Source organism: Enterobacter roggenkampii (assembly GCF_001729805.1).
Classification (GTDB): Bacteria; Pseudomonadota; Gammaproteobacteria; order Enterobacterales; family Enterobacteriaceae; genus Enterobacter; species Enterobacter roggenkampii.
Window position 1 is genome coordinate 4629279 of the sequence record NZ_CP017184.1, and the last position, 21427, is coordinate 4650705.

The window sequence follows — 21427 nt, forward strand, 5'->3', positions numbered from 1 at the left end:
TTACACGCGTTCCACGCCAATCAGGATGGCGCTTTCCGGATCGAGAATCGGCAGCGCAATGCCCGCCTGCATCAGCCACTCACCGCTCGCCGTTTGCGGGGCCTCCATCCATGCCGGCAGCTTGCGCATGGTATGGCCTCCCTCACCGGTGATGCGAATCTCAGGGTGATCGAGCAGCGAAATACGATACTGCGCGCTGGCCTCAAGCCCCGGCATGCGCAGCGGCATCATCAACGTGTAGTCCGGCATGGCGAGCTGGCTCACGATAAACAGTCCCTGCGTTTTATCTTCGCTCACAATACCCTGTGCCAGCGTAGTGGCATCCGGCATATCCACGCGCCAGTGGGTGCCCTGATGGATAACCTCGCGCCACTGCTTATACAGCGCGGCGTAACGGCGATAACCTTCGCGCTCCTGCTCATCAACGGTAAGGGGATCCAGTTCCAGCCCCATATGGCCAAACAGCGCCGTCAGACCGCGAAATTCAATGCTGTGCTGGCGGAAGGTGGCGTGACATTTATGATGACCGATATGCGCCCCCATCACCTCCGGCGGGAAGAAGTAGCTCATGCCGCGCTGGATAGCGTTGCGCTCCAGCGCATCGTTGTTGTCCGAGGCCCAGAAGCGGTGGCAGCGCGTCAGCACCTCATAATCAATTCGCCCCCCGCCGGAGGAGCAGGATTCAAATTCGACGTGCGGGAAACGCTTGCCCAGCACGTCCAGCAGGCGATAAAACTGGCGGGTTTGCGCGTCGGCGGCGGCCTTCCCGTCGTGACCCGGCTGCACCAGCTCACGGTTCATGTCCCACTTCACGTAGTCGACCTCATGTTCACCCAGAAGCCAGCTCATGCGCTCCACCAGATAATCAAACGCCTGCGGAATGTTCAGGTTAAGCACCAGCTGGTGCCGCCCGGTATGTTGCCTGTAGCCGGGCAACGCCAGCACCCAGTCGGGATGCGCACGATAAAGATCGGAATCCGGGTTAATCATCTCCGGCTCAACCCAGATGCCAAACGCCATGCCGAGCTGTTTCACATGGCTGATGACCGGCGTGAGGCCGTTCGGGTACTTCTTCTCGTCCAGATACCAGTCACCCAGCGCGGCGTAGTCGTCGTTGCGACCTTTGAACCAGCCGTCGTCGATGATAAAGCGCTCCACGCCCAGCGCGGCCGCCTCGTCGGCCATGCGCATGATGTAGTCCGGGTCGTGGTTAAAGTAGATGCCTTCCCAGGTATTGAGGTGAACCGGGCGCGGTTTGCTTTCGGGGAAGCGGATAACGTTGTCGCGAAGGTAATGGTGAAACTGCTGGCTCATGCCGTTCAGGCCCCGTGCGGAGTAGCTTGCATACAGGCGCGGCGTCCAGAGCGTGTCGCCCTCCTCAATCGCCATTTCGCCCGGCAGGTAGAGGGCTTCAGCCTGCAGATAGCGGCGGCCGTCGGTTTTGGCTTCCGCACGCAGGCGGTGGTTGCCGCTCCAGCCCAGATGCACGCCCCAGACGTCGCCGTGCATTTCGCTGAATGACGGCGTACCGGCAATCAACGCCGGGAAGTGCTCGTGGGAGGTTTTACCCCGGCGGTTTTCAATCACAAAGCTGTCGTGCTCAAGCGTCACGCGGTGCGGCTGAAATTCCCGGATCCAGCGTCCGTGGAAGGCGAGGACCTCCCGCGCGCGTTCGGCCACGGGTAGCGTTATGGCAAAACGGTCCACCTGCCACGCCTGCGCTTTCAGGTTGGTTAAGCCGTGACGCACCGCCAGCACGCCGCTGGCGTCAAGCGCCAGCTCGCTGGTCAGCCGCAGGCCCGCATGTTCATCTTCTGCCGTAATCGTCAGGGTTTGGCCCTGCTGCTGGACGTCTGTGGTGCTAAAGACAGGCGAACCGTCCCGGCCCAGACGATGCCCTTCAATACCGGGCGACCCAAACAGGCCGTGCCCCAGCTCGGCCATCAGCGTGACCGGAGAATCCACATCCAGCCTGCCGTTGGCAACTGGCCGGGAAAGGGTTTCAGCATTCTGCGGCGAAAAGTGCTGAAGATGCGGCCCCCAGTAAATAATTTCGGCGAACGGGTGCGTTTTTATCACCACATCCACCGTCGCGCTTTCGAGTCGTAAAATGGAATCTTGCATCAGACATCTCCTGTCATGGGATGACTTGAGTTTTGATCCGAAACGTTTCGGATACAAACCAAAACGTTTCGGATTTGTGATCGGGTTTAGAAAATGGAGAGATTCAGGCCGTCTGGCCGGGAGAGAATTCGGGCTGCCAGAGCACCTGGAGCTGCTCGATCGCCTCGCCGTTGATCAGCTGGCGAACCATATCGGCAATCTGTTTCCCGACGCCCTGACGGGTGGACTGGATCACTGCCGCCACGTCAGCGTCGACGATGCTGTCCTGCGGAAGCCCGTCATAAACCACCAGCGCAACGGCGTTCTCGCCGGTCAGGCGGCCCAGCTCCGCCAGCGCCATCGCCGCGCCGTCGCCGTGGGTGTTGCAGTCGGTAATGATGGCCGTGGGCGGCTGCGATAGCGAGAGAAGCTCTTTCGTGGTGGCATACCCCACCCGGCGTGAAGGGGGCATGGCGCGCAGCCATTCGCTGGAAAGCCCGGCTTCCCGCAACGCGTCCAGATAGCCCTGACGGCGCTGGGTGATGAATGCCTGATTGTTGCTTTCGCCCAGCAGGGCAATGCGCTGATGGCCTTTTCCGATCAGCCAGCGGGTCGCATTGTACGTACCGGCATAGTTGTCGAAGTCGAACCACGCGTACGGCTGCGGGAGATGGCTGCGCCCGAGCGCCAGGAAAGGAAAACCGGCGGCCTGCAGCTGCTCAAGACGGGGATCGCGATCCAGCGTGTGTGCCACGATCAGCGCATCCACGCGGCGGCTTTGCACCATGCGCATATAGCTGTGTTTATCGGCCAGATCGTCATCGGCAATCAGCAACAAATCGATTTCATGTCGCGCCAGTTCGTGGCTAATTTCGCCGACCATGTCCATAAATACGCTGTTATTGAGCGGAACAGGATGGACCGGGAACACCAGCCCAACGGCGTCAATTTTGCCCATCTTCAGGCGGCGGGCGAAGGTGTTCGGTCGGTAACCACGGCGCTGGGCCTCTGCTTCCACGCGTGCGCGCGTCTCGGCGGAGACGTCGTCATATCCGTTGAGGGCGCGGCTGACGGTGGTAACAGAGAGCCCCAGTTCTTTGGCGATGGCTTTGAGCGACATGATTTTCCCTATCTTCGTTAGTTTTGTTCCGCCACCAGCAGCGCGTAAGTGTCTGGCTCCAGGGCCTTGAAGATATGCGGCTGATCGGCGGGATAACAAATGTAATCCCCTGCGCCGAGCTCTTCCGCCGCGTCGAGCAGGCCGACCAGCGCCCGCCCCTGCGTCACAATAATATGTTCAACCGAGCCCGGCGGATGCGGCTGTGAAATACGGTCTGCTCCCGGTTGGGTCATCAGAAGATAGATATCGCGGCGCGCGCCGGGGGGGCATGCCGCCAGTAAAATGGCTTCATAGTTAGCCTGTCCAGCCACCACTTTTGTCCCTTCTCCACGGCGGATCACCTGCGTGGTCGGCAACTGTGGCTCAAGCAAACGGGCGAAAGGAATATCCAGCGCCACGCAGAGCGACCACAGCGTTTCCAGGCTAGGGTTACCGTTGCCGGACTCCAGCTGGGAAAGCGTGGATTTTGCGATCCCGGCACGGCGGGCAATTTCCGCCAGTGAAAGCCCGGTTCGCAGGCGTTCTCGCACCAGACTTTTGGCGATCAGGCTGATCGGCTGCGTCATATAACGGCCTCTTGTTCTATAAAACGAACGAATCGTTCGTCTTGAAAATCAGTTTCGTTGCGTTCATTATAATGGATACACGTTCGATATGGCTAAAATTGTATGAAGCATCATCTCTCTTGTCTAAAAGGCGACACCATAAAAGCAATCATTCTGGTCTGCCTGGCGGTGGGCGTGGTCGGGATGTCCTACGGCTCGCTGGCGATGGCCTACGGTTTCCCGGTCTGGGTGCCGTTTGTGCTCTCCATTACCGTGCTGGCGGGCGCGTCTGAGTTCATGTTTATCGGCATCGTGGCGAGCGGCGGCAATCCGCTGGCGGCCGCGGCGGCAGGTTTGCTGGTCAACGCGCGCCACGTGCCGTTTGGCGTGACGGTGCGAGAGCTGGTGGGCAAGCGCGGTCTGAGCCTGCTGGGCTGCCACATCATGAACGATGAAAGCGTGGTGTTTGGCCTATCGCAAAAAACCGCCGAGCAGCGTAAAGCCGCCTACTGGCTGTGCGGCTTAGGCGTCGCCCTCGTCTGGCCGCTTGGCGCACTGCTGGGGGCTATGGTCGGCAAGCTGCTGCCGGACCCAGAAACCATCGGGCTGGATGCGGTATTTCCGGCCATTCTGCTGGCATTAGTGGTTCCCGCTTTTAAAAACCGTACCACGCTGATCCGCGCCTGCAGCGGCGCCGTGTTATCGCTGGCCGCCGTACCGTTTGCCCCGGTGGGATTACCGGTACTGCTCTCTTTACTCGGTCTTGCCGCGAGGAAAAAATAATGGAAAACATGACGATCTTTATTCTCGGCATCGCCATTCTTTCTGCCGGAACCTATTTAATGCGCCTTGGCGGCGCCAAACTCGGCAACCGGCTGGCGCTGTCGGAGCGTTCTCAGGCGCTGCTGTCAGATGCGGCAACGGTATTGCTGTTCTCCGTCGCGCTGGCGACCACCTTTTATGAGGGAGAACACTTCGCGGGCATGGCGCGCGTGCTGGGCGTGGTGTTTGCGGTGTTTTTGGCCTGGCGGAAAATGCCGTTAATCGTGGTCATTGTGGCCGCGGCGGTGGTGACGGCATTGCTGCGCGTGGCGGGCATAAACTAAAAAAGCGCCCCGGGGGCGCTCTTTCGACGGTGTGACTCGCTTATTTATTCAGTTCAGCAGTCATGTGTACGCGGTTACCGGAGAATGCCTGGGTAATTTTGTACGATGACGCGCCCGCTTCCTGAGCCTGAGCCGCGATTTTCGCTTCTGCACCATCAATGGTAGAGGCGGTTGCGGTCACAGTCTGCGCAGCGAAAGAACCGAAAGAAGTAGCCAGAGCGATTACAGCGACAAAAGTTTTGATGCTTTTCATAATATAAACCCTTTCATTAAGTTGTTCAGGTAAGGCACCGTGCCTTGATGAGATAAATACTAGACCTCATCGCGAACAACTAAAAGCGGAAGGATTTGCTAATATCATTCAAAATTACTGATCAACTATTAATCGCTGAGGATGGGTATAAATCGTCGCCCTTCCCGGCTTGCAGAAACCCACCAGCGTCAGGTTACAGCGCTCCGCTACCTCTACCGCCAGCGTGGTCGCCGCCGACACCGCGAACAAAATTTCCACACCGCACATGGCGGACTTTTGCACCATCTCGTAGCTGGCCCGGCTGGAAACGAGCGCCGCGCCCTGCTGCCAGATCTGACTTTCACGCGCACGACGACCGAGCAGCTTATCCAGCGCCACGTGGCGGCCCACGTCTTCATGCCCACCGGCAATCTCTCCCGACGGCAATACCCACGCCGCCGCGTGCGTGCAGCCGCTGAGCTGGCCGATAGGCTGTACATCGTTAAGGTGCTCAAGCGCAGGATCGAGGTGCGCCAGATTAAAGGTCTGAGTAAACGGCAGTGGTGAAACAGGTTTGCCAATATCGTTGAGCTGCTCAACGCCGCACACGCCGCAGCCGGTACGCCCGGCCAGCGCGCGACGACGCTCTTTCAGCCCCATAAAGCGGCGGCTGGAGAGCTCGATTTGCACTTCCAGGCCGTTGCAGGCCTGCACCACGTCCATGCCATAGATATCTTGCGGATGCTCAATGATGCCTTCCGAGAGGGAAAAACCGATGGCGAACAGCTCAAGATCTTTCGGAGACGCCATCATCACCACATGCGATATGCCGTTGTAAACGAGCGCAACGGGCACTTCTTCGGCCAGAAAATCGGGTATGGCATCGGTTATGTGGGGCGGTCGGTGTACCGACAGTTCCACAATGCCGGCAGGCAGGGGTGACGAGTGGGGATCACGGTTTTGTTTAGACACAGCGGTATTCCTGAACAACCACGGAAGCGAGCGTGCTATTGCAGCATAAACCACAGGCTGTACGCATAGTATGGATCAACTTTTCGACAACCATTCTCCTACTCATTTAGCAGGGGTGCAACCTGCCACCGGCTACACCGCTTTAACATGCAGAGCTGTTAACGTGATCAATATCACACTTTATAATCAACATGGTGATAATACGTTCACTTTGTATTAACGCCATTAGAACAGCTGTACCGACAATGTGGTATTCTGATGATATCCCTCGTGGAATTGAGGGATTAACGCAAATTTTTTCCTTTGCGGTCATTCTTCAACCGCGAAGTCAAAACTACATATGTAAGCAATGTCGAAACAAGGAGTGACCCATGCAGGTCAGCAGAAGGCAGTTCTTTAAGATCTGCGCTGGCGGTATGGCAGGCACCACGGCAGCGGCACTGGGCTTTGCACCCGGCGTAGCGCTGGCGGAAACGCGGCAGTATAAACTGCTGCGCACCCGTGAAACCCGTAATACCTGTACATACTGCTCTGTCGGTTGCGGGCTGTTGATGTATAGCCTCGGCGACGGTGCTAAAAACGCCAAAGCGTCTATTTTCCATATCGAAGGCGACCCGGATCACCCGGTTAACCGCGGCGCATTGTGCCCGAAAGGGGCCGGTCTGGTGGACTTTATCCACTCCGAAAGCCGCCTGAAATTCCCTGAATACCGCGCGCCGGGTTCCGACAAATGGCAGCAAATCAGCTGGGAAGAGGCGTTTGACCGCATCGCTAAACTGATTAAAGAAGACCGCGATGCCAACTTTGTTGAGAAAAACGCCGACGGCGTCACGGTCAACCGCTGGCTCTCCACCGGGATGCTGTGTGCCTCTGCCTCCAGCAACGAAACCGGTTATTTAACCCAGAAATTTACGCGCGCACTCGGTATGCTCGCGGTCGACAACCAGGCGCGTGTCTGACACGGACCAACGGTAGCAAGTCTTGCTCCAACATTTGGTCGCGGTGCGATGACCAACCACTGGGTCGACATCAAGAACGCCAACCTCATTGTGGTGATGGGCGGTAACGCCGCTGAAGCGCACCCTGTCGGGTTCCGCTGGGCGATGGAAGCCAAAATCCACAACGGTGCGAAACTGATTGTGATCGATCCCCGCTTCACGCGTACAGCGTCAGTGGCGGATTTCTACACCCCTATTCGTTCAGGTACTGACATCACTTTCCTGTCAGGCGTACTGCTGTACCTGATGACCAACGAAAAATACAACCGCGAATACACCGAAGCTTATACCAACGCCAGCCTGATCGTGCGTGAGGATTACCACTTCGAAGATGGTCTGTTTAGCGGTTACGACGCTGAAAAACGCAAGTACGACAAAACCAGCTGGAACTACGAGCTGGATGAGAAAGGTTTTGCGAAGCGTGACACCACGTTGCAACACCCGCGCTGCGTGTGGAACCTGCTGAAAGAGCACGTCTCCCGCTACACGCCGGAGGTTGTCGAAAACATCTGCGGTACGCCGAAGGCGGACTTCCTGAAGGTGTGCGAGCTGATCGCCGAAACCAGCGCGAAAGACAAAACCGCGTCGTTCCTGTACGCCCTCGGCTGGACGCAGCACTCCATCGGCGCGCAGAACATCCGCACCATGGCGATGGTGCAACTGCTGCTCGGCAACATGGGGATGGCAGGCGGCGGCGTGAACGCCCTGCGCGGTCACTCCAACATTCAGGGTCTGACCGACCTCGGCCTGCTGTCTCAGAGCCTGCCGGGCTACATGAACCTGCCAAGCGAGAAACAGACCGACCTGCAAACCTACCTGACGGCCAGCACGCCTAAACCGCTGCTTGAAGGCCAGGTGAACTACTGGGGCAACTATCCGAAGTTCTTCGTCTCGATGATGAAAGCGTTCTTCGGTGACAAAGCAACGGCGGAAAACAGCTGGGGCTTTGACTGGCTGCCGAAGTGGGATAAAGGTTACGACGTTCTGCAGTATTTCGAGATGATGCACCAGGGCAAAGTGAACGGCTATCTGTGCCAGGGCTTTAACCCGGTTGCCTCGTTCCCGAACAAGAACAAGGTTGTTGAGTCGCTGTCGAAACTGAAGTTCCTGGTGACGATTGACCCGCTCAATACCGAAACCTCGACCTTCTGGCAGAACCACGGTGAATCGAACGACGTCGATCCGTCGAAGATTCAGACCGAAGTGTTCCGTCTGCCATCGACCTGCTTTGCGGAAGAGAACGGCTCTATCGTCAACTCCGGGCGCTGGCTGCAGTGGCACTGGAAAGGCGCGGACGCCCCGGGCATCGCCATGAACGACGGCGAGATCCTGGCCGGTATCTTCTTACGCCTGCGTAAGATGTATGCGGCTGAAGGCGGCGCGAACCCTGAGCCTGTGCTGAACATGACCTGGAACTACTCGACGCCGGAAAACCCAGCGCCGGAAGAAGTGGCGATGGAGAGCAACGGTAAGGCGCTGGCGGACGTTATCGACCCGGCCACCGGCACCGTGCTGGCGAAGAAAGGCGATCAGCTCAGTACCTTCGCGCACCTGCGTGACGACGGCACCACCTCCAGCGGCTGCTGGATCTTTGCCGGTAGCTGGACGCCGAAAGGCAACCAGATGGCCAACCGCGATAACGCCGACCCGTCGGGTCTGGGCAATACGCTGGGTTGGGCATGGGCATGGCCGCTCAACCGCCGTATCCTCTATAACCGCGCGTCCGCTGACCCGCAGGGCAACCCGTGGGATCCGAAGCGTCAGCTGCTGAAGTGGGACGGTGCGAAATGGGGCGGCGTGGATATTCCGGACTACAGCACTGCCGCACCAGGCAGCGACGTCGGGCCATTTATCATGCAGCCTGAAGGGATGGGGCGTCTGTTCGCTATCGATAAGATGGCGGAAGGTCCGTTCCCGGAACACTATGAGCCGTTTGAGACGCCGCTGGGCACCAACCCGCTGCACCCGAACGTGGTTTCTAACCCGGCAGCCCGTATCTTCAAGAGCGATTTTGAAGCGCTGGGTAAAAAGGACAAGTTCCCGTACGTGGGCACCACTTACCGTCTGACCGAGCACTTCCACTACTGGACCAAACACGCGCTGCTTAACGCCATCGCGCAGCCGGAACAGTTTGTGGAGATCGGCGAGAAGCTGGCGAACAAGCTCGGCATTGCCCATGGCGATACCGTGAAGGTCTCCTCTAACCGTGGCTATATCAAAGCCAAGGCAGTGGTGACCAAGCGTATTCGCACGCTGAACGTTCACGGTCAGCAGGTGGATACCATCGGCATCCCAATTCACTGGGGCTATGAGGGCGTGGCGAAGAAAGGGTTTATTGCGAACACCCTGACGCCATTCGTCGGTGATGCGAACACGCAGACGCCGGAGTTTAAGGCCTTCCTCGTGAACGTGGAAAAGGTGTAACGGAGACGACTTATGGCTTATCAATCTCAAGACATTATCCGTCGTTCCGCGACTAACGGTTTCACGCCCGCGCCTCAGGCGCGGGACCACCAGCAGGAAGTGGCGAAGCTTATCGACGTGACCACCTGTATCGGCTGTAAAGCCTGTCAGGTGGCCTGCTCTGAGTGGAACGACCTGCGTGACGAAGTGGGTCACAACGTCGGGGTGTACGACAACCCGGCGGACCTGACCGCCAAGTCCTGGACGGTGATGCGTTTCTCGGAAGTGGAGCAGAACGACAAGCTGGAATGGCTTATCCGCAAAGACGGCTGTATGCACTGTGCGGATCCGGGCTGCCTGAAGGCGTGTCCGTCAGAAGGGGCTATCATTCAGTATGCCAACGGCATCGTCGACTTCCAGTCCGAGCAGTGCATTGGCTGCGGCTACTGCATCGCGGGCTGTCCGTTCGACGTACCGCGCCTGAACCCGGAAGACAACCGCGTCTACAAATGCACCCTGTGCGTGGACCGCGTTACCGTCGGCCAGGAGCCTGCCTGCGTGAAGACCTGCCCAACCGGCGCCATCCACTTTGGTTCTAAAGAGGATATGAAAACGCTGGCGGCAGAGCGCGTGGGCGAGCTGAAAACCCGTGGTTACGACAACGCGGGCCTGTACGATCCGGCCGGGGTAGGCGGTACGCACGTGATGTACGTGCTGCACCACGCCGACAAGCCGAACCTGTATCACGGCCTGCCGGAGAACCCGGAAATCAGCGCCACCGTGAAGTTCTGGAAAGGCATCTGGAAACCGCTGGCAGCGGTGGGCTTTGCTGCCACCTTTGCAGCGAGCATCTTCCACTACGTCGGCGTCGGTCCGAACCGCGCGGAAGAGGAAGACGACAACCTGCATGAAGAGAAAGACGAGGTGCGCAAATGAGAAAACGTGACACCATCGTGCGCTACACCGCGCCGGAACGCATCAACCACTGGGTCACCGCCTTCTGCTTCATGCTGGCGGCGATAAGCGGGCTGGGGTTCTTCTTCCCGTCCTTCAACTGGCTGATGCAGATCATGGGGACACCACAGCTGGCGCGCATCCTGCACCCGTTTGTGGGCGTCATCATGTTCGCGTCGTTCATCATCATGTTTTTCCGCTACTGGCACCATAACCTAATCAATCGGGATGATATCTTTTGGGCGAAGAATATTCGTAAGATCGTCGTCAACGAGGAAGTGGGTGACACCGGGCGTTATAACTTCGGCCAGAAATGCGTATTCTGGGCGGCGATTATCTTCCTGGTCCTGTTGCTGGTCAGCGGCGTGATCATCTGGCGTCCGTACTTTGCGCCTGCCTTCTCAATCCCGGTGATCCGATTCGCGCTGATGCTGCATTCATTTGCCGCAGTGGCGTTAATTGTGGTTATCATGGTGCATATCTACGCCGCCCTCTGGGTGAAAGGCACCATTACCGCGATGGTGGAGGGATGGGTCACCAGCACGTGGGCGAAGAAACATCACCCGCGCTGGTACCGTGAAGTCCGCCAGAAACAGGAAAAGTCATCTGAATGAGTATTCGCATAATCCCGCAAGATGAGCTGGGGTCGAGCGAGAAACGCACGGCGGATTATATTCCGCCGTTGTTATTCCCCAGACTCAAGAACCTCTACAACCGCCGCGCAGAGCGTCTGCGCGAGCTGGCAGAGAACAACCCGCTGGGCGATTTTCTGCGTTTTGCCGCGCTGGTCGCCCACGCGCAGGAAGTGGTGCTGTACGACCACCCGCTGCAAATGGACCTGACCGCGCGGATCAAAGAAGCCAACGCGCAGGGCAAGCCGCCGCTGGACATTCACGTCCTGCCGCGCGACAAGCACTGGCAAAAGCTGCTGCATTCGCTGATTGCCGAGCTGAAGCCGGAAATGAGCGGAACCGCGCTGGCGGTCATTGAGAATCTGGAAAAAGCGTCCGAACAAGAGCTTGAAGAGATGGCGAGCGCGCTGTTCGCGTCCGACTTCTCGCTGGTCAGCAGCGATAAGGCGCCGTTTATCTGGGCAGCCCTGTCGCTCTACTGGGCACAAATGGCCAGCCTGATCCCGGGCAAAGCTCGCGCCGAATACGGCGAGGCGCGCCAGTTCTGCCCGGTATGCGGCTCTATGCCGGTATCGAGCATGGTGCAAATCGGCACCACTCAGGGGCTGCGCTACCTGCACTGCAACCTGTGTGAAACCGAGTGGCACGTGGTGCGCATCAAGTGCAGCAACTGCGAGCAGACCCGCGATCTGAACTACTGGTCGCTGGAAAACGAAGACGCGGCGGTGAAAGCCGAAAGCTGCGGCGACTGCGGCACCTACCTGAAGATTCTCTATCAGGAAAAGGACCCGAAAGTCGAAGCGGTGGCCGACGATCTCGCCTCGCTGATTCTGGACGCGAAGATGGAGCAGGAGGGTTTTGCCCGCAGCTCGATTAACCCGTTCCTGTTCCCGGGCGAAGGGGAGTAATTCCCTGTGACAGTGCCGGGCGGCGCGTGCTTGCCCGGCCTGTAATTCGACAGCAATACCCGCCGCCTTTCATGCCAGATACTCTCCATTCTCGTTGAGAGACGCGTTATCGCCTTTGCGAGCCGCTTTCCAGGTTGTTGCCTTCAACACTATTCTTGTTTTCTTTTGAATCAAACCAGGCTATAAAACTGTTCATCCATACAGTAAAAGGGATTATTCATGGCGCTGGAAAAGGGTATTGCACAGCTGGTTCAGGGATTTATCGCTGCAGGGCGGCCCTCGTCACGTCGCCAGAGCATTGAGGTGCGACGAGCAGGCTATATTGCCAGCACAGGGCTTGCCGGGGAGACCGAAACGCGCGTTCAGGTGGAGACGCTTGTTCTTGAGGGTCTTACCATTCGGGTATTTTCACCTCTCAATGCGCCTGAACTATTGCCTGCTGCCATCTACTACCACGGCGGATGCTTTATCAGCGGCGGCTTTGATACCCATGACAACCAGCTCCGTCAGTTAGCCTGCTACGGCAATTGCCGGGTGGTTGCGATTCAATACAGGCTGGCGCCGGAGCATACCTTCCCCGCCGCACATGACGATGCGGAAAGAGGTGCAGATCTGGTCTGGCAATATGCGGACAAACTGGGCGTGGATAAAAACCGGATTACACTTTGTGGAGACAGCGCGGGGGGACATCTTGCGCTGGTAACGGCGCTGCGGCTTAAGGCTAAAGGGCTCTGGCAGCCTGTACAGCTTATTCTTATCTACCCCATGCTCGACGCCACGGCCAGTTTTGAAAGCTATACCCTCAACGGCCTGGATTACGTAATAACTCGCGATACCCTGCTGAGCGGCTATGAAATATATCTGGCTGGAGCCGACCGTAAGCATCCTGAGGTTAGCCCGCTGTGGCGAGAAGACTTCAGCGGCCTGCCAGCTGTCCATATCGTTACCGCTGAGTACGATCCGTTATGCGATGAAGGCGAGGCACTGTTTCAACGCCTCACGGAGCAAGGAGTGACGTGTACCGCTCAGCGATGGCTGGGAGTAATACATGGCTTCTTCCAGCTTGGTGGAATTAGCAAATCAGCGCGAGATATTATGCGGGATATCGCCGGGCGGATTCAGCACGCCCGGGGAGCGTAAACAGGAGATTACTCCTCCTCGTTCCCGCCCTCTTCATACGCGCCAAAAGGCTTCGCCGGAAGAACAATGTAGGTGCCTTCAAACACCGCGCCCGGCGTTTTATCGCCAAACAGTTCAACCTGCATTTGTACGCGCGCCTTGCGACCGCGTGCCAGACGGTCAAGATCGCCACCCAGAGATCCCAGATCGGCCACGGCGGTCGGCTTGCCGCTTATCGGCGCGCTATAGCGAATGTGGGCATCGGCCAGAATGATGGTCCCGCCCAGATGGCGCTCGCGCAGCATCAGCCAGATAAGCCCCCAGCCGGTGAGCGTGGCCAGTGAGAAAAGACTTCCGGCAAACAGGGTGTGGTGCGGATTCTGGTTGCCGGTTTCCGGCATGGTGGTAATAAATTTTTGTCCGGTGTACTGCTGAATGCGTACGCCCATTTTTTCACTAAGCGGAATGTGCTGATACCAGGCCTGCTGCAGCTGTCCGCACCAGTCGGCGCGATGCAGAATATCGTCCAGCGTGGCGATGGGTTTGATCATCAAAAAATGACGAATCGGGGTGGTTTGCGGGGTTGTGATTTCACCCTGATTCACAAAACCGAGTTTAGCGAAGAACTCCACGGCATCTTCGCGGGCGCTACAGGTGACGCGCTTAACGCCTTCCTGACGGGCGACGGATTCCAGGGTCATCGCCATTAGCGTCCCCAGACCTTTGTCCTGCACGGAGGGATGAACCGCCATAAAGCGAATAGACGCTTCGTTATCGGCGTTGATATACAAACGCCCGACGGCCACAAGGTTGCCCTCTTCGTCCATCACCATCTGATGGTGGGCCATCGCGTCCCAGGCGTCGCGCTCAGAGCCTTTTGGCTGATGTAATGGCTTGCGTAGCATTTCCCAGCGGAACTGGTAATAGGCTTCTAACTCTTCTTCCGTTTGCGGTACTCGAAGGTGATACATAGCTGTACTCTCTCTTGTTACCCGCGGCCACGCCGTAAGTATGCTCATACCTGGAGCCAGAATGTGACGGGGCCATCGTTCACCAGCGATACCTGCATATCTGCAGCGAATCGTCCGGTTTGCGTATTCATTTCCTGCTGGCGACAACGCTCAACAAAGTACTCGTAAAGCGCTTCTGCACGATCCGGCGCGGCGCCTTTCGAGAAACTCGGGCGCATGCCGCGCTCGGTATCCGCTGCCAGCGTAAACTGGGAAACCACCAGCACGCTGCCGCCCGCCTGCTGGACGTTCAGGTTCATCTTGCCTTCCGCATCGCTGAAAATACGGTAGCCCAGCACGCGCTCACACAAGCGGTTGGCTTTTTGTTCGTCATCATCCTTTTCGACACCTAACAACACCAAAAGTCCTGGGCCAATTTCACCCGTCACCTCTCCCTCCACGGTGACGCTGGCACGGGTTACGCGCTGTATCAATGCAATCATGGTTGGTCTGCTTCTTGTTGTTTTTCAGCTTCTGCTGCTTTTTTAAGTTCGCGGTATACACCGAGAGTGACAGTTATTTCAGCACCAAGCAAGACGATACACCAGGTCCAGTAGACCCAGACAAACAAAATGGGGATCACCGCCAGCACGCCGTAAATCAGCTGATAGGACGGAAACATGGTGATGTAAAGGGCAAACCCTTTCTTACCGAGCTCAAAGAGCAACGCCGCCACCAGCGCCCCCACGACCGCATCGCGGTTAGGCACGCGCGTGGTCGGCACCACGCTATAGAGCAGCCAGAACGAGAGCCACGACAGGATCAACGGAAAGATGCGAAGCACATTATCAATCACGCCGTTTAAATCGCTCGCCCAGCGCAGGGAGAGCAGATACGAACTGATCGCGAGGCTCGCCCCGGCCAGCAGCGGCCCCAGCGTGAGGATCATCCAGTACACGGCAAAGGAATAGACCTTTGGCCGCGCTTTTTTACTCCGCCAGATCGTGTTCAGCGCGTTATCGATGGCGTACATCAACAGCAGCGCGGTGACAATAAGACCGCATGCCCCCACTGCCGTCATCTTGCTGGAGTTAGCAACAAACTGCTCAATGTAGTTCTGGATGACATCCCCGGTTGCCGGAATGAAATTCGCGAAGACAAAATGACGAAGCTGCAGGCTGACATCCGCAAACATCGGAAAGGCGGAAAACAGGGCAAAGATGACTGCCACCAGAGGCACTAATGAGAGCAACGACACGTAGGCGAGGTTACCCGCCAGCGTGGTCATATTGTCCTCATCAATCCGATGCCAGAGCAGTTTCAGCCAGGCCCGCAGCGGGCGAGTATGGTGCGTGGCTTTTTGATGAACGGTTTTTAGCATAGCTGCTTCGCAAAGTAGTCTGGTATCGTCTCTTTTCCGGTCACCAGAATTGACGTAATACCCAACTGGTTAGCTCCCTCTATATTATCGGCGTTGTCGTCGAAAAAGACCGCATCGGCCGCGGTGAATCCCTCTGCCTGCAGAACAGCCTGATAGATTCGCGCTTCAGGCTTACGCATCCCCATCTCCTGCGAGAGGTAGATCTTATCTGCCGCCGCCTTAACTTCAGGGTACTCCTCAGGCCAGAACGTGGTGTGCAGTCGGTTGGTGTTTGACAGCACAACGACCCGATGCCCCTGCTCGCGCAGTTTGTGCATGATGTCGATCACCTCAGGGCGAACCGCCACAAATACCGCCTGCCAGCCGTGGGAAAACTGTTCATAGCTTAACGAAAGCCCCATCTCCTGGCAGAAACGTTCAGCGAATGCTTCATCGCTGATTTCACCGCGCTCATGCTGGTGGAAGGTCTCGCCCATCGCGAAGTTCTGCTTTAAGGTCGCCAGCGGCACGCGGCTAAAATCGCTCCATGCACCCAACACGCGATTAAAATCGATATCGACGATGACGTTTCCTAAATCAAAGATATAAAGCATGTTTATCTCCTGCTCGCCGTGGAGAGGTAACTGTAGCGGGAATAAAGAGATTTGACTATGGATGCGGTCTAAGGTGTGCGATCGATTTTTACGGCGCGTTTTTACGACAGTAAAGCGAAGGGACGTTTGACGCGGCAAAAATCCAGGCCCCCCGATACTCATCGATCATCAGGCTCAGCTCCCTACCCGGCGTGCGGTAAAAACCCGGTAGCGTTGCGTTGATATCAGCCTCATCCGCATTATCGGCAAAGGTTTTAACAATACGATTGTTATTTAACACGCGCGCGTTCTCATGGTCACTGTAGTGAAAATAGATGGTACGATTAACTTCAGTAACCGTCTGACCAAATAATTTACCGTTAATAACCGTAGCCCCCTCCCGATGCTGCATCCGCCAGGAAACCGTACCCACAAATCGGTTTTTACCAATCGTCCATTCCACATCTCCCGTACAGCGTATCGGCGTACTCGATAAATGCGAATAAGCTAACCAGCCACTGCTGACAGCGGCCGCCAGAAATGCCGCCAGCAAAATGATACGGTTCCGGAGAGTCATCATTTTTCGTGCGCCCAAAAATAATGGGTGGTACATAACGCCGTCGCGTCCCTTCGCGCATCGTTATTACAGACAAACGCCGCGATTCGCTCCGTTTTACTATAGCCGACGAGAAAAACGTATCGTTTTTCGGCACACAGACCGGGATTATTGTTTAGCAAGCGCACGTAATGATCCTGAATATGTTCGTTAGGTGCATAAAAAAGTTGGCAGGCCTGGGTCGTGCTGCCCGTTGAAAGGGGAATGTAGTGACTAAACGGCATGTTCTGGTGCTTTTTATATAATATTCCCCCGTTGATAAGCGCGATCAACAAAAGCGTTGCGGTCGTTATTATCAGCCAGGCTGGCCTCTGCCTTGCGGCGCCCTTGGCAACGAGCACGTCTTTATTGGCTATGACTGGCTCAGCGGTTGGGACAAATAATTCAACCTCGGTAGCCTCGGAAAGCATAAGCCCGCGACGCGAAATCGTTTTTACCGTATCGCGCGGTAAGCCCACCTCAGCGAGGGCATTACGTAATGTCAAAATAGCCTGGTAAAAGGTATTCGGCGTAGTGACGTCATTGCGCTCCCCCCATCCCACCACCATTAACTGGTTTTGCGAAATTATTTCTCCGGGATGGGTGATGAGATAAAGAAAACAGAGGTTGGCAGGAAGCTGCAATTGTATCGAGCGCCCGGTAATATGATTTACCAGGTTTTTGTTTTCTGGATCATACTCGACCAATTTGTTAATAAGATACAATTTTCCTTTCCTCAGCAATAACAACCCTTAACTATATACACCAGAAAGATATACGTATATTTAACAACAGTATAGGTCAGAAGGATCAGGACGCGATACCACCCCAACTAAGATTAAGAATAACATATTGTTTTTCAATCAGTTAAAAGGCAGTTTTCTTAGGTTTCTCTCATCTAAAACGACATAATGAGATTTCATTACACTTCGCCCGGCCCACTCATTATATTGAGCCCCAAGTCGCGAAAAGACTGTCGTTACAGCCGATTTAAGAAACGAATCTTTAGCTATTAGTGCTATTTCGTAAATCGTCCTCCAGGATTTTTTTTGTCGAATAATCTTAAGGGGCTGAAGAATAGTCCTGGAATACGATGGCCAAAGTATGTCCTTTCGCTATGGCTACGGCCTGACAAAATAGACATCACCAGGAATTTATATTCTTCACCACTATTTATCATAAACAAGAGAGGGGCACGGGATATGTTTCAAGATTGACACATTTGGATGGCAGTGAAATATTGACAGTGAAAATAAGACAGGAGTGGACTGGATGATGACATCGTCGCATAAGGTTGTCCGCTGTATGAGCTGTGAATTGTCCTGTCAGTTATTTCCAGATAACGCAGTACGTTCACAATATTGTGGAAATGCCTCATTCGCAGTTTGGCCTGGTGGTAACCATTTCCTGCAGATTGCAGTAGAAAATAAAATATTGCAAGGAAACAAGAATCACTTATTACGCGGCTTTATATTTGTTGACTTTTCGTTTTGCAACCTGCGCGTACTTGCCGATCCGCAATGGATTGAACGTCTGGTGAGAACTAACATGAACATCGTGATTATCACAGACCGCAAGCTGGAAGCATTGGCCAATTATTTTTTCATGCAGCGCAGTGAAATAAAGGGAATTATTTATTCGAATGATAACGACTTTATATTAAAAGAGAAAATCAGCCATCTTTTCTCCGGGAGACGGTTAAATAGCAGACGCGGCAGCATGTTGAACGCTGTTGAATTTACGTTACTGAACAGATTTTTGTCAGGTGCTTGCCTCCAGGAGATTATAAAATCAGACGGCATTGATGTTAAAAAAATTTATGTTCATAAAATACGACTTGAGAGGAAGTTAGGCACCAGTATTCATAAAGTTCTCGTTTCTATTTTGTAATTTCAACCTGTTTACCTACCCACATCTAATGGTGTGGAGGATGTTCTACGCCTGAAAGAAAGGGGGCAGTCATGCCATATTTAATGAAACACTCACCAGTCGCCGCTGCGATTTCGCTGGCGTTAACGTCAGCGCTATTTACCGCACATGCAGCGGTAATAGATTTTGCTAATTTACCTGCCTCCGGAGCGGTAACGGATTTGCCTGCAGAAATACAGGCACTGATACCCGCAACGGCAAACGCGAACTTTAGCAAAAATACCGGCGATCCTAACTATGTCTACCAGTACAGCCCGGGGAATATCCCGATTTACGGAGATGGGATCACCCTCGAAGGGCCTGGGGCGGAAGCCTTTGAGCATTCCGTTACCGTTATTCAGAACTCCACGTCCGGCAGCCCGGGGGTGATATTTGGTGACGATCTGACTATTCGCACCCAGTCAAAAGTGGCTGCCAATAATGGTAAAGACGTCGACGGTATTCGTACCCACGGGATGAACACGCCGGCCAACCCGGTATTTATCATTACCGGCGACCGCACCCATATCTACGTTAACGGCCAAAGCGGTGACGGTATTAATGCCGGGTACAGCTCCTTCAGTCAGGGTTCTCTCGGCTCCGCCAATATTTATGTGGGTGACGATCTCTATATCGAAACCACGGGCAGCACCGGGCGCGGGATTAGCGCTTATGCACTGAATGATGCCTCAAAGGCAAAAAATAACGTTATCGTCGGCGATCGTGCGCATATTGTGACGCGCGGGACTTACGCTGAGGGAATTCGTACCAACCAGAGCGGCTCATACGTCCGGCTGGGCGATGAGGCGACCATCGAAACGTACGGCACATCGGCCTATGGCCTGTACGCGGGTTCTGCGTCAAAAATTGAGCTAGGCAAAAGCGCGACGATTACCACCGACGCGGCCAGTGCCTCCGGGGTTTATTCTACCGGCTCGTCAACCATTACCCTTGATAAAGGCGCCACCATTACGACCAACGGTGCCAGTGCGCACGGCGTCTACGCGTACACCGGTGCGGTGAATCTGGGAGATAACGTCACCATTGCGGTAAACAGCAGCGAGAAAACCAGCAGCTCCGCGCAGGCGCCGCACGGGATGTATGCCTGGTCGCGCGGCGTGATAGCGCTCGCGGGTGGTGCAACCATTACCACCGCAGGCCAGCGCGACAGCGGTAGCTATGCCCTGAACGCCAGTAACGGCGGGGTGATTGATGCGTCCGCAGGAGGCAAGTTCATCCTCAACGGCGATATCCTTTCCGCAGGCGGCGTCGCGGCCACCAGCGCGCTTCCGGCACAAAACAGTACCATTACGCTGACTATGGATGACAACTCCCTGTGGAACGGAGCGTCCTTCATTGAGAGCAACGCCGCGGGTACCGGTACTATCGCACTGACGATGAATGATGCCGTCTGGAATCTGCGCGACAGCTCCACGCTGACCAGCCTGACGCTGAATGCGGGCGGCACGATTAATTTCCAGCATGCAGAGGACGCGGCGTGGCAAACGCTGACCATCAAGGATGATTTTATCGGCAACGGCGGCAAGCTGGTCTTCAATACCGTGCTGTTTGACGACACTTCGGAAACGGACAAACTGATCGTTGAAGGCAACACCTCCGGTCATACCGGGGTGGAAGTGAACAACATTGGCGGTGCCGGCGCGCAAACCGTAGAAGGGATTGAAATTGTCAGCGTTGGCGGCAACTCTGAGGGGACGTTTGAGAAGGCCAGCCGTATCGTGGCGGGGGGCTATGACTATAACGTTGTGCAAAAAGGTAAAAACTGGTTTTTGACCAGCCTGGTCGAGCCCGTTGATCCTGTAGACCCACCGGTCGACCCCGTAGATCCACCTGTTGACCCAGTGGACCCGGTAGATCCGCCCGTTGACCCGGTGATCCCGCCGCAAGAGCCGGTCCCCCCAGCCGCACCACCGAAAAGCGAGCACCAGTATCGCCCGGAATTTGGCAGCTATCTGGCAAACAGCTATGCGGCCAATACGCTGTTTATGACCCGTCTGCACGATCGTCTGGGTGAAACGCAATACACCGACATGCTTACGGGCGAGCAGAAAGTGACGAGCCTGTGGATGCGTAACGTCGGCGGTCATACGCGTTTTAACGACGGCAGCAGCCAGCTAAAAACCACCGCCAATCGCTACGTGCTGCAGCTGGGTGGTGATGTCGCCCAGTGGAGCACCGATGGCCTGGACCGTTGGCATCTTGGCCTGATGGCAGGCTACGGCAACAGCCAGAGCCGGAGCGCTTCCAGCCTGACCGGCTATCGCTCACGCGGTGAAGTGAATGGCTATAGCGTCGGTCTGTATGGTACCTGGTACGCAAACGAGGCGGATAAAAGTGGCACCTACATTGATAGCTGGGTGCTGTATAACTGGTTCGACAATAAGGTAATGGGACAGGATCAGGCCACTGAGAGTTATCGTTCCAGCGGCGTGACCGCCTCTGTCGAAGCGGGCTATAGCGTTAAGGTGGGCGAAAGCAGCCGCAACAGCTACTGGTTCCAGCCGAAAGCGCAGGCCGTTTGGATGGACGTGCAGGCTGACGATCATCGCGAGCGCAACGGCACGCGGGTGAAAGACGAGACTCAGGGCAACCTGATGACACGTCTCGGCGTGAAGGCCTACATCAGCGGACATAACGCGATTGACGACGGTAAATCACGGACCTTCCAGCCGTTTATCGAAGCGAACTGGATCCACAACACCCAGACCACGCGTATCCGCATGGATGACATCAGCAATGACATGCGTGGTACGCGCAATATCGGTGAACTCAAGACCGGCGTAGAGGGGCAGATTACGCCGCAGCTTAGCGTATGGGGCAACGTGGCTCAGCAGATAGGCGATAAAGGCTACAGCGATACGCAGGGGATGTTAGGGGTGAAATACAGCTTCAAATAAAAATATTTAAG

The 21427-nt window shown here is 55.8% G+C and carries 20 protein-coding genes; 9 read left to right on the forward strand and 11 right to left on the reverse strand.

What is annotated here, in order from left to right:
- The 3 genes from BFV67_RS21750 to BFV67_RS21760 form a co-directional block, all read right to left on the reverse strand.
- Positions 1-2124 (reverse strand): alpha-galactosidase, encoded by a 2124-nt coding sequence (locus BFV67_RS21750; RefSeq protein WP_069598896.1) that lies wholly within the window; start codon positions 2122-2124, stop codon positions 1-3.
- A gap of 103 nt (positions 2125-2227) precedes the next feature.
- The gene (locus BFV67_RS21755) at positions 2228-3223 is read right to left on the reverse strand and encodes a LacI family DNA-binding transcriptional regulator (protein ID WP_059363892.1); all 996 of its coding nucleotides are present in this window, start codon (positions 3221-3223) and stop codon (positions 2228-2230) included.
- Between the two features lie 17 nt (positions 3224-3240).
- Complete coding sequence (locus tag BFV67_RS21760; RefSeq protein ID WP_069598897.1) at positions 3241-3789, reverse strand: helix-turn-helix domain-containing protein; 549 nt, start codon at positions 3787-3789, stop codon at positions 3241-3243.
- 102 nt (positions 3790-3891) lie between these two features.
- Here BFV67_RS21760 and BFV67_RS21765 point away from each other — a divergent pair, with 102 nt between their 5' ends.
- Positions 3892-4551 carry an AzlC family ABC transporter permease gene (locus BFV67_RS21765; protein ID WP_023293608.1) on the forward strand — a complete coding sequence of 220 codons (660 nt, stop codon included), beginning with the start codon at positions 3892-3894 and terminating at the stop codon, positions 4549-4551.
- Positions 4551-4874 carry an AzlD domain-containing protein gene (locus BFV67_RS21770; protein ID WP_069598898.1) on the forward strand — a complete coding sequence of 108 codons (324 nt, stop codon included), beginning with the start codon at positions 4551-4553 and terminating at the stop codon, positions 4872-4874. The genes BFV67_RS21765 and BFV67_RS21770 overlap by 1 nt, the downstream gene beginning before the upstream one ends.
- A gap of 40 nt (positions 4875-4914) precedes the next feature.
- Here BFV67_RS21770 and BFV67_RS21775 read toward each other — a convergent pair whose 3' ends face one another.
- Entirely contained in the window at positions 4915-5127 is a 213-nt protein-coding gene (locus BFV67_RS21775) for a YdgH/BhsA/McbA family protein (protein WP_014072382.1), read from the reverse strand.
- A gap of 114 nt (positions 5128-5241) precedes the next feature.
- The gene (gene fdhD / locus BFV67_RS21780; protein ID WP_021242794.1) at positions 5242-6078 is read right to left on the reverse strand and encodes a formate dehydrogenase accessory sulfurtransferase FdhD; all 837 of its coding nucleotides are present in this window, start codon (positions 6076-6078) and stop codon (positions 5242-5244) included.
- A gap of 371 nt (positions 6079-6449) precedes the next feature.
- Between fdhD and fdnG the strand changes: the two genes are divergently transcribed.
- From fdnG to BFV67_RS21810, 5 genes are all read left to right on the forward strand, one after another.
- A complete protein-coding gene (fdnG, locus tag BFV67_RS21790) occupies positions 6450-9500 on the forward strand; it encodes a formate dehydrogenase-N subunit alpha (protein ID WP_088728449.1) in 3051 nt (1016 codons plus the stop codon).
- 12 nt (positions 9501-9512) lie between these two features.
- Positions 9513-10415 carry a formate dehydrogenase subunit beta gene (gene fdxH / locus BFV67_RS21795; RefSeq protein ID WP_008501831.1) on the forward strand — a complete coding sequence of 301 codons (903 nt, stop codon included), beginning with the start codon at positions 9513-9515 and terminating at the stop codon, positions 10413-10415.
- Positions 10412-11047, forward strand: coding sequence for a formate dehydrogenase cytochrome b556 subunit (gene fdoI / locus BFV67_RS21800; RefSeq protein WP_008501832.1), 636 nt, complete (start codon positions 10412-10414; stop codon positions 11045-11047). Before fdxH ends, fdoI begins: the two co-directional genes overlap by 4 nt.
- Positions 11044-11973, forward strand: a complete 930-nt coding sequence (fdhE, locus tag BFV67_RS21805; RefSeq protein WP_008501833.1) for a formate dehydrogenase accessory protein FdhE — start codon at positions 11044-11046, stop codon at positions 11971-11973. Before fdoI ends, fdhE begins: the two co-directional genes overlap by 4 nt.
- Before the next feature lie 219 nt (positions 11974-12192).
- A complete protein-coding gene (locus BFV67_RS21810) occupies positions 12193-13113 on the forward strand; it encodes an alpha/beta hydrolase (RefSeq protein ID WP_069598899.1) in 921 nt (306 codons plus the stop codon).
- A gap of 8 nt (positions 13114-13121) precedes the next feature.
- On the opposite strand, the gene fabY is transcribed toward BFV67_RS21810, so the two are convergent.
- The 6 genes from fabY to BFV67_RS21840 all read right to left on the reverse strand — a co-directional run bounded on the left by fabY (position 13122) and on the right by BFV67_RS21840 (position 17315).
- A complete protein-coding gene (gene fabY, locus BFV67_RS21815) occupies positions 13122-14063 on the reverse strand; it encodes a fatty acid biosynthesis protein FabY (protein ID WP_023326334.1) in 942 nt (313 codons plus the stop codon).
- Between the two features lie 44 nt (positions 14064-14107).
- Positions 14108-14545, reverse strand: a complete 438-nt coding sequence (dtd, locus tag BFV67_RS21820; RefSeq protein ID WP_008501836.1) for a D-aminoacyl-tRNA deacylase — start codon at positions 14543-14545, stop codon at positions 14108-14110.
- Complete coding sequence (locus tag BFV67_RS21825; RefSeq protein ID WP_021242790.1) at positions 14542-15423, reverse strand: virulence factor BrkB family protein; 882 nt, start codon at positions 15421-15423, stop codon at positions 14542-14544. Before BFV67_RS21825 ends, dtd begins: the two co-directional genes overlap by 4 nt.
- Complete coding sequence (gene yihX / locus BFV67_RS21830; protein WP_008501839.1) at positions 15417-16016, reverse strand: glucose-1-phosphatase; 600 nt, start codon at positions 16014-16016, stop codon at positions 15417-15419. The genes BFV67_RS21825 and yihX overlap by 7 nt, the downstream gene beginning before the upstream one ends.
- A gap of 88 nt (positions 16017-16104) precedes the next feature.
- Complete coding sequence (locus BFV67_RS21835; protein ID WP_235610611.1) at positions 16105-16608, reverse strand: hypothetical protein; 504 nt, start codon at positions 16606-16608, stop codon at positions 16105-16107.
- Positions 16572-17315, reverse strand: a complete 744-nt coding sequence (locus BFV67_RS21840) for a winged helix-turn-helix domain-containing protein (protein WP_032654221.1) — start codon at positions 17313-17315, stop codon at positions 16572-16574. Before BFV67_RS21840 ends, BFV67_RS21835 begins: the two co-directional genes overlap by 37 nt.
- Before the next feature lie 547 nt (positions 17316-17862).
- On the opposite strand from BFV67_RS21840, the gene BFV67_RS21845 reads away from it, so the two are divergent.
- Both BFV67_RS21845 and BFV67_RS21850 read left to right on the forward strand, forming a co-directional pair.
- Positions 17863-18480, forward strand: coding sequence for a hypothetical protein (locus BFV67_RS21845; RefSeq protein ID WP_045352966.1), 618 nt, complete (start codon positions 17863-17865; stop codon positions 18478-18480).
- A gap of 71 nt (positions 18481-18551) precedes the next feature.
- Positions 18552-21416, forward strand: a complete 2865-nt coding sequence (locus tag BFV67_RS21850) for an autotransporter outer membrane beta-barrel domain-containing protein (RefSeq protein ID WP_069598901.1) — start codon at positions 18552-18554, stop codon at positions 21414-21416.
- Positions 21417-21427: the final 11 nt, after the last annotated feature.